The sequence below is a fragment of the Actinomadura sp. NPDC048032 genome (assembly GCF_040653175.1).
In the GTDB taxonomy this organism is placed as follows: Bacteria; Actinomycetota; Actinomycetes; order Streptosporangiales; family Streptosporangiaceae; genus Spirillospora; species Spirillospora verrucosospora.
Genome location: NZ_JBEZJP010000042.1, coordinates 19,089 through 32,012, shown reverse-complemented (window position 1 = coordinate 32,012; position 12,924 = coordinate 19,089). Strand labels below are relative to the sequence as shown.

The window sequence follows — 12,924 nt, the reverse complement described above, 5'->3', positions numbered from 1 at the left end:
GCCGAGGCGCTTGAAGGCGGTCTGCCGCGCCCTTCCTCACCGGCTCCGGCGAGGCGTTGAACTGGTGGATGTACGTCCGGTACCGCACGTCGACGTAGTCGGCGCCGCTGACGGAGGGCACCACGAGGTAGCCGTCGTCGTCGGGGACCCTGGCTCGCCAGTAGCCGTCACGCTCGGCTTTCACGTCGACGGCGAACCGGCCGTCACCGCCCGGCGACTGCGCGGCCTTGTCCTTCCAGGTCTTCCCGTCGGTCGAGAACTGGAGCCGCACGGTGGCGCCGCCCGCGGGTCTCTTCGTCCCGTCGGCCATCGTGAACATCACGGTGCCGGACGCCCGCATGGTGCCGCCCAGACCTACCGGCTCGGGCGTCGCGTTGAAACCGCTGATGGAGGTCCGGTGCGTGACCTGGCGGACGTCGGTGTGGGCATACGCCGTCTCGTAGCTGTTGTAGTCGTCCGGCAGGTTGACCGGATCGTTCGCGAAATCGATCGCCCAGGCGCCGTTCTCGACCACCAGGACCCGGACGCTGTAGTAACCGTCGGCGTCGGTGACCGGAGCGGCGATCGTGTTCCAGTCCGGGCTCGACGACCGGTTGAACCGGAGATCGAGCCGTTTGCCCGCGAGCGGGCCCCATGTGCCGTCGAGGTCCTGACTTTCGAGCCGGCCCGTCACGGGAACCCGTTCACCGACGAGCAGGCGGTCTGGGACGTTCATCGTCAACCGGGTCTTGAGCCGCTGCTCGGCGATCAGCGGCGAGCCCGTCGGCGCCGGTGCGCGGTCACCGGGCACCCGCGGGGGCGCCGCCGCGTGTGCGGGGGCCGCGGTGACGGGGGAAGCCACGGCAAGGGCCGCGACGAGGGCGAGCATTCGGCGCACGGGACGACCTCTCCACTGTTCACTGGTGTGAAGAGGACGCCCAAGATCGACAACCGGTTGCCGCCGGGACGCGCCGTGATGATCTCGGTTGCGTCACGGCGGGGAGGCGGCGGGCGCTACTGGTGCGCGTCCGCCCACGCCTGGTCGAGGACCTGCGCGAACGTCTCGGCGGGCTGGGCGCCCGAGACGCCGTAGCGGCGGTCGATGACGAAGAAGGGCACGCCGGTCGCGCCGATGTCCCGCGCCGCGCGCTGCTCGGCGTCCACCTCCGAGGCGAACGCGCCGGACGCGAGCACGTCGCGCGCCTCGGCGGCGTCCAAGCCCGCCTCCGCCACCACGTCCACGAGGGTGTCCCGGTCGAACACCGGGCGCTCGTCGGTGAAGTAGGCCTTGAACAGGGCCTCCACGACCGCGCCCTGCACGCCGCGCTGACCCGCGAGGTAGACGAGCCGGTGCGCGTCGGCGGTGTTGCCCGCCTGGCGGCCTTCGAGGTGGTACTCCAGGCCGGCCGCGGCGGCGCGCTCCTCCATCTCCCGGTTCTTCTCGACGGCCTCGTCGCGCGTCATGCCGTACTTCTCGGCCAGCATGTCGGCCACGTCGACCGTCTCGCCCGGCGGGAAGGAGGGGTCGAGCTGGAACGCGCGGTACACGACCTCGACCTGGTCCCGGTGCTCGAAACCCTCCAGGGCGCGCTCGAAATGCCGCTTGCCGAGATAGCACCAGGGGCACACGACGTCGGCCCAGATCTCAATACGCACGAAGACACCTTTCTCAGGACGGTCTACCGTGCCAACACGTCCCCGGCGCCGTTGATTTCCGGCGCGCGGCTCAGGCGCGGCCGGTGCGGATGCCGGTGATCCAGGCGGCGGCCTCGGTGAAGTCGGCGTCGTGGGTGCCGCGGCGGATCTCGGGGCGGACCTGGTCGGCGCGCGTGTAGGAGCCGACGAAGCGGACGTCGGCGCAGACGCGGCGCAGCCCCATCATGGCCTCGCCGACGCGGGCGTCGGCGACATGGCCCTCGAAGTCCATCCAGAACAGGTAGGAGCCGAGGCCCGCGCCGGTCGGGCGGGACTGGATCAGCGTGAGGTTGATGCCGCGGACCGAGAACTCGGTGAGGATCTCCAGCAGGGCGCCCGGGTGGTCCTCGCCGATGAACGCGACGACGGTCGTCCTGTCCATGCCGGTGGGGGCCGGCGGGGGGCACGGGCGGCTCAGGACGACGAAGCGGGTGACGGCGTCGGCGACGTCGTGGATGTCCTCCGCGAGGACCGACAGGCCATAGCGGGCGGCGGCGAACGAGCCGGCGAGCGCGGCGTCGTAGTGGCCGTCGGCGACGTGCTGGGCGGCCTCGGCGTTGGAGGTCGCGGCGCGCCACTCGGCGTCCGGGACGTTCTCCTGGAGCCAGCGGCGGCACTGCGGCTGCGCGATCGGGTGGGACGCGACGGTCTTGATGTCGTCCAGCGCCGCGCCGGGACGGACGAGGAGGGCGAACGACACCGGCAGGTGGATCTCGCCGACGATCTGGAGCGGCTCCCCGGTCGCCAGCTCGTCCAGCGTGGTGGGGACCGATCCCTCGACGGAGTTCTCCAGCGCGACGACGGCGGTGTCGACCTCGCCGCGGCGCAGCGCTTCGAGGGCGGCCGGGACGGTCGCGTACGGGATGTGCTCGGCCCCGGCGGCGCCGGGGAGGGTGAGCAGCGCCGCCTCGGTGAAGGTGCCCCGCGGACCCAGGTAGGCGTAGCGCGCTTGCCTGTCGTCTGCGGTCACTGGGGTCCCCCGGGGCGTGTTTCGGCTGTGCGGCAGCCGTGTAGAGGCATGGTGAGAAAGCCGAGTCTACCGTCCGGAGCCCGGGCCCCTCAGGCGCGGCGGGCGCCGCCTCAGGCGCGGGCCGTGGGGGTGCGGGCGCCGTTGCCGAAGTCGGGCAGCGGGTCGTCCATCGAGACGATGGGGCCCTTGCCGAGCCGGGCGGCCCGCAGGGCCTGGTTCTCCTCGGGGGAGAGCGTCTCGACGGCGTGCCCGCCCTGGACGGCCTTGGCGTAGGTCCGCGTCTCGGTCCGCCCGTTGATCGAGCTCACCACCACCCCGTCGCCGACCGCGTTGATCAGCGCGAGGGAGAAGGAGCGGTGCCCGGACATCTCCTTGAGCGCGTCGTAGTGCACGATCGCGAGATCGCGCAGGGCGCGCTCGTCCACCTCGCCGCTCGCGACCTGGAGCTGGCGCCTCAGCATTTCCCCGCACTCGTCGACGACCTGGTTGACCCGGTTGTGCGCGACCACCGCGATGGAGAGCCCCGCAACCCCGGCGACCAGGCCGGCGACGGCCACTGCGACGAGCATCACGCGCCGAGCGTACCCATGCCGACCTGCCGTTGCGAAGGATCTCGGGGGTGGTTGTCCGGATCGAGCCGTTTTACCAGCCATGTTCCGAGGACCAGGATCGAGGCCAGCGCGGCGAGCCCGAACGAGTCGCGCAGCACCTGGCCCGCGAAAACCGTTACAGGGGAATGATCCGGGCCGATCAGCCCGCGCGCCCACCACGGGACCGGGAACAGGAACAGCAGCCACAGGGCGCACGCGACCAGACATCTTCGCGTGTCACGCCCATCTCCCACCAAAGCCCCCAGTACCGCAATCATCCACACAAGATGATGAATCCATCCCACAGGGGACAGGACGACGGACAGCAGCCCGACGATCGCGACCCCGGCGAGCAGGAGGCTGGAGGCGTCGGCGCCGGTCGCGGCGTCCGCGGCGAGCGTCGCCCGGCGGGCCCACCCGAAGCCGAACCAGGCGACGACCAGCGCCAGGGCCAGCCACACCAGCGTCCGGGCCGGCCCCTCGTCCAGGATGCGGGCCACGATCCCGTGGATCGCCTGGTTGGTGGTGCCGTCGACCGCGCCCGTCCGGTCGCCGCCCTCCAGCAGCGCGCCGAACCAGTACGCGGACGAGTCGGACGGCAGCAGCGCGAACCCGCCCAGCGTGGCGACGACGGCGGTCAGCACGGCGTTGACCAGCGCGTCCCGCCGCCCGGTGACCAGGAAGTAGATCAGGAAGACGCCCGGCACCAGCTTGATCGCCAGGGCGAGGCCGACGAGCATGCCGCGCGGCCAGCGCGCGGTGCGGGCGCAGCAGTCGGCCAGGCACATGGCCAGCAGGAACAGCCCGACCTGCCCGAACCTGACCTGGTCGCGGACGGGGTCGAGCCACGCCGTCGCCGCGACCAGGACGCCCGCGGTGAGCGGCGCCCAGCGCCCCGTCCGGCGGATGAGGTCGCGGAAGGCGTAGCAGACGACGACCACGAGCGACAGGTAGATCAGCACCGTCCACGTCCACTGCGCCGCGCGCCACGGCAGGAGCGTGAACGGGACGGCCAGGGCGGCGGCGATCGGCGGATAGGTGAAGGGGAGCAGCTGCGGCGGCTGCGTGAGGAAGTCGTACAGGGGCGCGCCGCGCAGCACCGCCAGCCCGCCCTCCCGGTAGACCTCCAGGTCGACGAGCCGCTGGTCGGGCTGGTTGCCGAGCCACCGCTGGACGATCGGCGCGGCCGCGACCACGGCGACGGCGATCCCGGCGAGCAGGACGAGAAGGTCGCGGGCGCCCCACCGGGCGGGGTCGCCGGCCGCCTCACCGGGGGTTTCGCGGGCATCCCGCGCCATCAGACCGTCCACAGCCCGCAGGATATGGCCCCTGCCCGGTGGTAGGGCTCTTGTAACCTGAACGCCATGACGTCCCGGGGAACGAAGATCGCCATGTTCCTCGCGGCCCTCGCGGCGGCGCTCGCGGCGGTCCTCGGGCCCGCGGCGGCGCACGCCTCCCCCTCGGCCCCCGCCGAGCGGGCCGTCACCGGCCGCGTGGTGATCATCGGGGTGCCCGCGCTGATGTGGAGCGACGTCACCCGCGAGAACACGCCCGCGCTGTGGGGGCTGACCGCGCAGGGCTCCGCCGCGGGCCTCAGCGTCCGCACCACCCGCGTCATCACCTGCCCGACCGACGGCTGGCTGACGCTGTCGGCGGGGCAGCGGTCGCGGCTCCCGCACGGCGACTGCGCGCTGCCGTCCACGCCGGTCCTGCCCGGCCAGGCCTCCCCCGCCGGCCCGCCGCCCGCCGGCGGGGCCGTCGCCGCCGGCTGGCCCACGATAAAGAGCGACAACGCCGGCACCAACTACCACGCGCGGATCGGGCTGCTCGGCGACGAGGTCCACCGGGCGGGCGGTTGCACGACGGCCGTCGGGCCCGGCGCGGTGTTCGGCGCCGCCGACGGCGCCGGCCGGGTCGACCGGTACGTCGCCTCGCCCGACAAGGCCACCGCCGCCGACTGGGCGCGCTGCCCCCTCGCCGCGGTCGACGTCGACGACCTCTTCCGCGCCTACATCACCGCGGGCGTCGACCCGCACGGCGACCAGGTCCCGCTGTCGGACGAGGTCCGCGCCGCCGCCGCGAAGGCCGCCGACCGCCGGGTCGCGCAGGTCGTGGCGGGGCTCCCCGAGGGGACGACCGTGCTGGTCGCGGGCCTGTCCGACACCGGCGTCAACCCGCACCTGCGCGTGGCCGTCGCCAAGGGCCCCGCCTACGGGCCCGGCTACATGACCTCCAGCGCCACCCGCCAGGACGGGCTGGTCACGCTGACCGACCTCACCGCGACGACGATGAAGCTGCTCGGGGTGAAGCAGCCCAAGGAGGCCGTCGGGTCCGCGTGGCGGTCGCAGCCGTCCACCTCGTCCACGCACGAGCGGGTCGACGCGCTCATGGACGAGGACGTCGCGGCGCAGGCGATCCGGGCCGTCCAGACGTCGTTCTACTGGGTGCTGTTCGCGGTGCAGCTCGTCCTGTACGGGATCGCGGTGGTCGCGCTGCGGCGCCTCGGCGGCGACCGCCGCTCGCGGGCGCGGATCCTCGGCGGCACCCGGGTGACGGCGCTGCTCGGCGGCGCGGCGCCCGGCGCGTCCTTCCTCGCCGGGCTGCTGCCGTGGTGGCGGGCCGAGCACCCGACGCCCGTCCTGATCTGCACCGTGCTGGGCTTCGCCGGGCTGCTGACGGGCGTGGCGCTCGCCGGGCCGTGGCGCCGCTCCACCGTCGTCCCCGGCCTGGTGATCACGGGGGTGACGGCGCTCGTCCTCGCGCTGGACGTGATGACGGGCTCCTCCCTCCAGCTCAACACGCTGATGGGCTACACCGCCCTCGTCGCCGGACGGTTCTACGGCTTCGGCAACCAGGCGTTCTCGCTGTTCGCCGTCGCCGCGATCCTGACGGCGGCGTGGCTGACGGAGTACCCGCTGCGCCGGGGCAACCGGGCGCTCGCCGTCGCGATCGTGGCGGTGATCGGCGCGTTCACGGTCGCGGTGGACGGCCTGCCCGCGTTCGGCAGCGACTTCGGCGGCGTGCTGGCGATCGTCCCGGCGTTCGCGATGCTCGGCCTGATGGTCGCGGGCAAGCGCATATCGCCGCTCAAGCTCGGCCTGTTCTTCCTGGCCGGCATGGTCCTCGTGCTGGCCATCTCCTACGTCAACGCCCAGTCGGCCAACCCGACCCATCTCGGCCGGTTCTGGCAGGACCTCGTGGCCGGAGACGCGTGGGACGTCGTCACCCGCAAGTTCGACGCGATGCTGAACAGCCTCGGGTACTGGCCGTACACGCTCGCGCTCGCCGCCGCCGTCGTCTTCCTGTTCTTCGTCCTGGCGCGGCCCACGCGGTGGCGGGTGTCGCTGCTGCAGGGCGCCTACGAGAAGAGCCTCACGATGCGCCCGGCGGTGATCTGCGCGCTCGCGGTCGGCGTCATCGGCACGCTGGTGAACGACTCGGGCGTGGTGATCCTGTCGGTGGCGTTCAGCCTGGCGACCCCGCTGATGCTCGCCGCGGGGCTCCGGGCGCTGGAGCTCGACCTGAGGAACGCAGACACGCCGCCACCAGAGCCGTCAGGATCGCCAGAAGCGTCCACGGGACCACGGTCGGCCGAACGACGGTGAACAGCCACTCCAGGTCGTCCGGCAGCCGGATGCGGGCGGGCGCGCGGGCCGGCAGGTAGGCGAGGCTGAGCGCGGTGGTGTGGGCGAGCAGGATCCAGTCGATCCGCGTCCAGGGCAGCAGCGCCAGCAGCGCCCACCCGAACCCGTCGTACCAGGGCAGCGCGTAGGGCGCGGCCAGGAGCCACGCGAGGGCGATCGCGGCGGCGACGCGGCGCTCCTCCCCGCCGGGGACGAGGGGGTCCTCCCTGGGCAGGGCCCGGGCGAGCAGCACGAGCAGCGCCAGGCCGAGCAGCATCGCGCCCAGCTTGATGACCTCGCGCTGCGAGCCGCGGCCGAGCGACTCGTCCAGCAGGTGCCAGGGTGTCGCGAAGGAGACCATGTTGCTGGCCTCGCGGACCTGGTCGAGGGCGTGCGGCCCAGCGAGGGCGTAGGACAGCGCCGTGACGGCCGCGCCCCCGCCGAGCAGCGCGGCCAGATGGCCGATCGGCCACGTGCGGCGTTCCGTCCGGGTGCGGCGCAGCAGAACCCAGGCGGGCCCTCCGGCGACGAGCGCGGCGGGCAGCTTGATCGCCGTTCCGAGCCCGGCGAGCGCCCCGGCCGCCAGGGAGCGCGCCCAGCCCGCCCGGCCCGCGGCCGCGCCGCCGAAGACGGCGAGCGCGGCCACCATCGGCGCGATCGCGAGGACGTCGTTGTGCGCCCCCGCCACCAGGTGGAACAGCACGAGCGGGTTGCACGTCCACAGCAGCGCCGTGCGGAGCCGCCGCTCCTCCGTCCGGGACATCCGGTAGAGGACGAGGGCCGTCACCGCGAACGCGAGCACGTTCAGCACCGACAGCACGAAGACGGTCAGCCGCACCGAACCGCTGCCGATCCACGCGGCGAACGCCTGCCCGCCCGTGGCGACCGGCCCGTACACCGACGGCGTCGTCCGCCACTCCTCGGGCGCCCCGGCGACCGGGTCCTTCGGCAGGTCGACGGCGCTCGTGCGGTACGGGTCGTGCCCCGTCGCGGCCATCCGCCCGTAGGAGGCGTAGTTCAGGTGGTCGGTGGACCCGACCGGCGGCATGAACATGAACGCGACCGCCGCCAGCAGGCCCGCGGCGACCAGCGGCAGGGCCCGCACGCGCCAGCCCCTGCGGACGGCGGCGAAGCACAGGCCGAGCCCCAGCGCGCTCACGACGATCCCCGCGACGACGAGGCCGATCACCAGGTACGGCGACGGGTGGACGTCCAGTGCGTACGGCGGCTCCGAGCGCGGACCCTCCAGCTCCGGCTCGAACACCGACGGCCCGAGCAGCGCGGTGGCGACGAAGCAGGCGACGCCGGCTCCGATCCCCCACAGCCCGCCCGTGCCGAGACGGGTCACGGGCGGCTGCCGCGCAGGCGGTCGAGCCCTCTGGCCACCGCCGGTTCGCGCGCGGCGAGCGCTCGCGCCACGTCCCGGAACTGCCGGGCGCGGTGCATCTGGGAGCGCCAGTCGGTGCCGGTGGCGCGGTGCGCGAGCGGCACCTCCACCTCCGTCACCCGGAACCCGGCACGCAGCAGGTCGATGGTGAGCGCGGTCTCGACCCCGAACCCGGCGGCGAGCGGGAGCGCGGCGTCGAACGCGGCGCGGGTCAGGCAGCGCTGCCCGTTCAGGGGCGCGGTGGCCTCCCAGCCGGTGGCGCGGCGGATCCCGTCGCGGGACAGCCGGACCACGAACCCGTGCCCGCCGAGCTTCACGGTCGTGGTGAACACGGCGATCGTCATGTCGGCCTCACCGGACCTGACCGGCTCGACCAGCGGCGCGGCCTCGCGCGCGGTCTCGGCGAGGTCGGCGTCCAGGAACAGCAGGTGGCGGGGCTGATCGCGGCCCTCGTCCAGCAGCCGGACGGCCTCGGCCCCGCTCTCCATCGCGGCGCCCTTGCCCCGGTTCCGGCTTTGCCGCACGACCCGTGCCCCGGCCTCGCGGGCCACCCGCCCGGTGCCGTCGGAGGAGCCGTCGTCGATCACCACGACCAGGTCGGCCCCGGGAAGCTCCTGGGCGGCCTTGACCGTGGCCGCGATGCGGTCGGCTTCGTCCTTGGCCGGGATGCATACCGCTACGTCCTGCATAACCGCGATCGTAGTCGGGGACGGGCGCGCGGTGCCGCAGGGCACGAGGTAACGGACCAAGCCATTACCCGCGGGACAGGTCGGCAACCCGCGGGGTTCACCCGCGGCGCCGGCGGTCGAGGACGACGGGTCGGAAAGGTCAGCCGGCGTCCAGGACCGGCGCCGCCTCCGTCACGGTGAAGACGGTGTCGAGCCCGGTCACCTGCAGGATCCGCTTCACGGCGGGGCGCGGCGCGGCCAGTTCCAGCGCGCCGCCCTGCTCCTTCAGCCGCTTCATGGCCGAGAGCAGCACGTTCATGCCCGTCGAGTCGCAGAACTCCACGCCGCTCATGTCGACCACGATGTGGTCGGCCTGGTCGCGCAGCAGGCCCGCGAGGGCCGCCTGCAACCGTGGCGCGGTGTACAGGTCGAGCTCACCGGTCGCCGTGACAACGGCGTGACCCCCCTGAGACGCGGTCGAGACGTTTAGCTCCACGTCCGGCACACTATCTCGCGAACGGCCCGGGAGCCAGGCGGTTCGCCAAGTCCCCTGCGCCGTGGGCGTTTCCGGGGCGTGTCGCCGCCTTGCCAGTCCCGCACGCTTTGGGTACTACGCACCGTAATGTAACGATTTCAGCGTTCCGAGGCGCCGATCCGGTCCGCCGATATCGCGGGTTCTTCCCGCACGATCGTCCGGAGTAGGGGAACCTGAACGGGTGCAACAGCGGCATGGTCGACTGCGCGAGCGCCTGGAGACGATCCGGGCGCGGGCGGCGAAGTCCAGCACGTGGCGAACGTCCACCCAGGTCCTGTTCCGCCTGGTGAACAAGGACGGCTTCGTCCCGGTCCGGACGCGTCTGTCCCGCGAGGACCTCGCCTTCCTCGCGGGCGCCCGCGAGGAGGTCATCGCCTTCGCCGACCTCACCCTGCGCCTGGTCGACCTGCACCGCCCGCAGGAGTCCGGCGGCATCACCAGCGACCCCGACCGCCCCATCCGCCGCTGCCGCGCCTGCATGTCCCGCTGGCCCTGCGCCACCTACCGCACCGTCACCGAGGCCCTGGACCCCTGACCCACCCCCACCCGGACGCGCGAACCCACGCCACAACCTCAATGGTCGCGATCACGTCCAAAGGCGGATCCCAGCGAACCAAGAACCTGATCCCGCAAGGCGAGCCAAAGCGAAGCGGAGCGAGCGATCGCCCCGAGTGTCAGGGCGGCGGAGAGCCGACAGCGACAAATGCCGTCTACTACGCCAACCGCGGCCTTGGGAGCAACCACCCAACAACCTGAGAAGTCGCGATCGCGTCCAAAGGCAGATTCGAGCGAAGCAAGAATCTGATCGCGCAGCGAGCCGCAAGGCGAGACGAAGCGATGCCAGCGATCGCCGCTTTTATCGCCGATGGAGGGCCGCCAGGCCCGAAGGAGAAGATAAAAGCAAGCTAACACGGAAGGCGGACCTCGAAGCGGCAGCCGGGGCCGGTGTTGGCGACGCCGATCTCGCCCGCGTGGGCCTCGACGATGCCGCGGGCGATGGCGAGGCCGAGGCCGGCGCCGCCGCCCGGGGTCCGGGCCGCCTCGCCGCGGAAAGCGACGTCGAACACGCGCGGCAGGTCGCCTTCCGGGATGCCGCCGCAGGCGTCGGCCACCGTCACCCGGGCCTCGCCGCCGCGGACCTCGCCGGTGATCTCCACCGCGCCGTCGCCCGGGGTGTGCCGGATCGCGTTCACGACGAGGTTGCGCAGCGCACGGCCGAGTTCTCCCGCGTCCACCTGGACGGGCAGCCCCTCCCGGACCTCGCCGCGCAGCCGGACGCCCTTGGCGCGGGCCAGCGCCTCGGTGCCGGCGACCGCCTCGGCGACCAGGTCCGCGAGGCCGACGCGCTCGCGGGACAGGCGCAGGGCGCCCGCGTGGATGCGGGACAGCTCGAACAGGTCGTCCACCATCTCGGTGAGCCGTTCCACCTCGACGCGGATGCGGCCGTGGTAGCGGCGGGTCGTCTCCTCGTCGGCGACGACCTCGTCCTCCAGGGCCTCGGCCATCGCACGGAGCCCGGCCAGCGGGGTGCGGAGGTCGTGGCTCACCCAGGCGACCAGCTCGCGGCGGCTCGCCTCCAGGGCCTTCTCGCGCTCGTGCGCGGCGGCCAGCCGGTCGTAGGCGGCCTCCAGCTCGCGGGACAGCTCCGCCAGTTCGGCCGGAAGGTGCGCCGAGGGGGGACGGAAGCGGTCCGCGCGGACGGCCTCGACCAGGGTCCGGTTCGCGGCCACCAGACGGCGGCCGAGCAGGACCGACACCGCCATCGCGACCAGCCCGGCGGAGGTCACGACGGCGAGCACCACCGAGCGGTCGTGGTCGTTCAGCAGCATCATGAACGAGATCACGAGGATGCCGGAGATGGTCGCCAGCACCGTGGCGGCGCCGACGACGACCAGCTGCGTGGCGACCGAGCGGGCGCGCAGCGCGTGCAGAGCGGCGAGGGCGACCGCCGCGACGGCGAACGCGGCCAGCGCCGCGTAGAAGACCACCCAGAGCAGGTCCTCGAACGGGATCATCGGCCGGTCTCCGCGGGCTCGTAGCGGTAGCCGACGCCCCACACGGTGACGATGCGGCGCGGCGCGGTCGGGTCGTCCTCGATCTTCTCGCGCAGCCGCCGGACGTGGACGGTCACCGTGGAGGAGTCGCCGAACGTCCAGTCCCAGACGCGTTCGAGCAGCTCGTCGCGGGTGAAGGCCTGCCGCGGATGGCGCAGCAGGAACGCCAGCAGGTCGAACTCGCGGGAGGTGAGCGCGAGCCGCTCGCCGCGCAGTTCCGCCTCGTGCGCGCCGACGTCCACGACGAGGCCGCCGTCGCGGAGCGGGCCGGACGGGCCGGTCGGGACGAGCGCGCCCCGTGCCCGCCGCAGCACCGAGCGGACGCGCAGCGCCAGCTCGCGGGGGCTGAACGGCTTCGTGACGTAGTCGTCGGCGCCGGTCTCCAGCCCGACGAGCCGGTCGGTCTCCGTGCCGAGCGCCGTCAGCATCACGATCGGGACGGTCGAGGTCTCGCGGAGCCGCCGGCACACCTCCAGGCCGTCCATCCCGGGCAGCATGAGGTCGAGGACGACGAGGTCCGGGGGCTCGTCGAGGGCCCTGCGCAGGGCGGTCCGGCCGTCGGCGACGCACACGACCTCGTGTCCGTCGCGGGCCAGGTAGCGGGCGACGACCTCGGCGACCGTCGGGTCGTCGTCGACCACCAGGACGCGTCCGGCATGGGGGGCGCTGTTCACCCCTCAAAGTTAGGGCCCCCGCCGCGGGACCCGTCCGGCACGTCACCACCCCGTAAGGAGTCGATCAAGCTTTCACCTGGGCGGCCTGCGGAATCGGACGAACATCGCTTTAATGGCGCGATGCCGCAGAATCGCTCCGCGACCTCCAACGGCGGGGTCATCGCCCTGATCCTGGTCGGGGGCGCGGTCGCCACCGGCGTCGCCGCGCTGTTCATGACCGTGCGGTCGTACGCGTCGCCGGCCATGCTGGGGTTCCGCACGTCCCCGGCCTACTTCCTGATCGCGTGCCTGTTCGCCGGGGTGGTGGTCGGCGCGGCCGTCCTGCTGACGCGGCCCCGCGGGCCGCTGGCGCCGATCGCGGCGGGGCTGTCGGCGTACGTGGCGATGGAGGTCGGCGGACGGATCGGCGTGTTCCTCGGCGTCGTGCTGTCCGATCAGGGGCTGCCGAGCGGCCACTTCGTCACGGCGCTGCTGAAGCCCGCCTTCGGGCGGTACCAGGCGTACGAGCTCCTGGCGCTGGTGGTGGCGGCGGGGCTCGCGGGGCTGCGCGTGCTGACGGCCAAGACCGGCGGCGCGTCCCAGCCCTGGAACGCGGGCGCCCCCGGCGGGCCGCCGATGCCGGGCGGGGCGCCGTTCCCCGGCCAACCTCTGCAGCCGCCGTCCTACCAGCCGCCTTTCCCCGGCCCGGGTCAGGGTCCGGTCCCCGGGGGTCCTCAGGGTCCTCCTCCGCCGCACGGCGGTGCCTAGGT

General features: G+C 73.4%; 12 protein-coding genes and 1 pseudogene. 3 read left to right on the top strand and 10 right to left on the bottom strand.

From position 1 onward, the window contains the following. From AB0C69_RS08885 to AB0C69_RS08865, 5 genes are all read right to left on the bottom strand, one after another. On the bottom strand, positions 1-877 hold an 877-nt coding region (locus AB0C69_RS08885), incomplete at its 3' end, for a hypothetical protein (RefSeq protein ID WP_360351588.1). Positions 878-993: 116 nt separating this feature from the next. Further along, positions 994-1,635 carry a DsbA family oxidoreductase gene (locus AB0C69_RS08880; protein ID WP_360351585.1) on the bottom strand — a complete coding sequence of 214 codons (642 nt, stop codon included), beginning with the start codon at positions 1,633-1,635 and terminating at the stop codon, positions 994-996. A gap of 70 nt (positions 1,636-1,705) precedes the next feature. After that, positions 1,706-2,644 (bottom strand): prephenate dehydratase, encoded by a 939-nt coding sequence (gene pheA / locus AB0C69_RS08875; protein ID WP_360351582.1) that lies wholly within the window; start codon positions 2,642-2,644, stop codon positions 1,706-1,708. A gap of 110 nt (positions 2,645-2,754) precedes the next feature. Continuing rightward, positions 2,755-3,213, bottom strand: a complete 459-nt coding sequence (locus AB0C69_RS08870) for a DUF4446 family protein (RefSeq protein ID WP_345171835.1) — start codon at positions 3,211-3,213, stop codon at positions 2,755-2,757. Further along, positions 3,213-4,544, bottom strand: a complete 1,332-nt coding sequence (locus tag AB0C69_RS08865) for a glycosyltransferase 87 family protein (protein ID WP_345171643.1) — start codon at positions 4,542-4,544, stop codon at positions 3,213-3,215. The genes AB0C69_RS08870 and AB0C69_RS08865 overlap by 1 nt, the downstream gene beginning before the upstream one ends. A gap of 54 nt (positions 4,545-4,598) precedes the next feature. Here AB0C69_RS08865 and AB0C69_RS08860 point away from each other — a divergent pair, with 54 nt between their 5' ends. Beyond that, positions 4,599-6,839: a hypothetical protein gene (locus AB0C69_RS08860; protein ID WP_360351577.1), complete on the top strand. Its 2,241-nt coding sequence runs from the start codon at positions 4,599-4,601 to the stop codon at positions 6,837-6,839. A 658-nt stretch (positions 6,840-7,497) separates the two neighbouring features. Here the strand turns inward: AB0C69_RS08860 and mptB are convergent. From mptB to AB0C69_RS08845, 3 genes and pseudogenes are all read right to left on the bottom strand, one after another. Then, positions 7,498-7,962, bottom strand: a pseudogene (mptB, locus tag AB0C69_RS08855) (polyprenol phosphomannose-dependent alpha 1,6 mannosyltransferase MptB); the annotation flags it as partial. Between the two features lie 239 nt (positions 7,963-8,201). Next, positions 8,202-8,933, bottom strand: coding sequence for a glycosyltransferase family 2 protein (locus tag AB0C69_RS08850; protein ID WP_360351574.1), 732 nt, complete (start codon positions 8,931-8,933; stop codon positions 8,202-8,204). Positions 8,934-9,072: 139 nt separating this feature from the next. Then, positions 9,073-9,408, bottom strand: coding sequence for an STAS domain-containing protein (locus tag AB0C69_RS08845; RefSeq protein WP_179831569.1), 336 nt, complete (start codon positions 9,406-9,408; stop codon positions 9,073-9,075). 220 nt (positions 9,409-9,628) lie between these two features. Between AB0C69_RS08845 and AB0C69_RS08840 the strand changes: the two genes are divergently transcribed. Then, complete coding sequence (locus AB0C69_RS08840; RefSeq protein WP_360351570.1) at positions 9,629-9,982, top strand: hypothetical protein; 354 nt, start codon at positions 9,629-9,631, stop codon at positions 9,980-9,982. A gap of 370 nt (positions 9,983-10,352) precedes the next feature. Here AB0C69_RS08840 and AB0C69_RS08835 read toward each other — a convergent pair whose 3' ends face one another. Further along, positions 10,353-11,462 (bottom strand): HAMP domain-containing sensor histidine kinase, encoded by a 1,110-nt coding sequence (locus tag AB0C69_RS08835; RefSeq protein WP_345171652.1) that lies wholly within the window; start codon positions 11,460-11,462, stop codon positions 10,353-10,355. Then, positions 11,459-12,175 carry a response regulator gene (locus tag AB0C69_RS08830; protein ID WP_353833018.1) on the bottom strand — a complete coding sequence of 239 codons (717 nt, stop codon included), beginning with the start codon at positions 12,173-12,175 and terminating at the stop codon, positions 11,459-11,461. Before AB0C69_RS08830 ends, AB0C69_RS08835 begins: the two co-directional genes overlap by 4 nt. Positions 12,176-12,295: 120 nt before the next feature. On the opposite strand from AB0C69_RS08830, the gene AB0C69_RS08825 reads away from it, so the two are divergent. Further along, a complete protein-coding gene (locus tag AB0C69_RS08825; RefSeq protein WP_360351566.1) occupies positions 12,296-12,922 on the top strand; it encodes a hypothetical protein in 627 nt (208 codons plus the stop codon). The last annotated feature ends 2 nt before the right edge of the window (positions 12,923-12,924 follow it).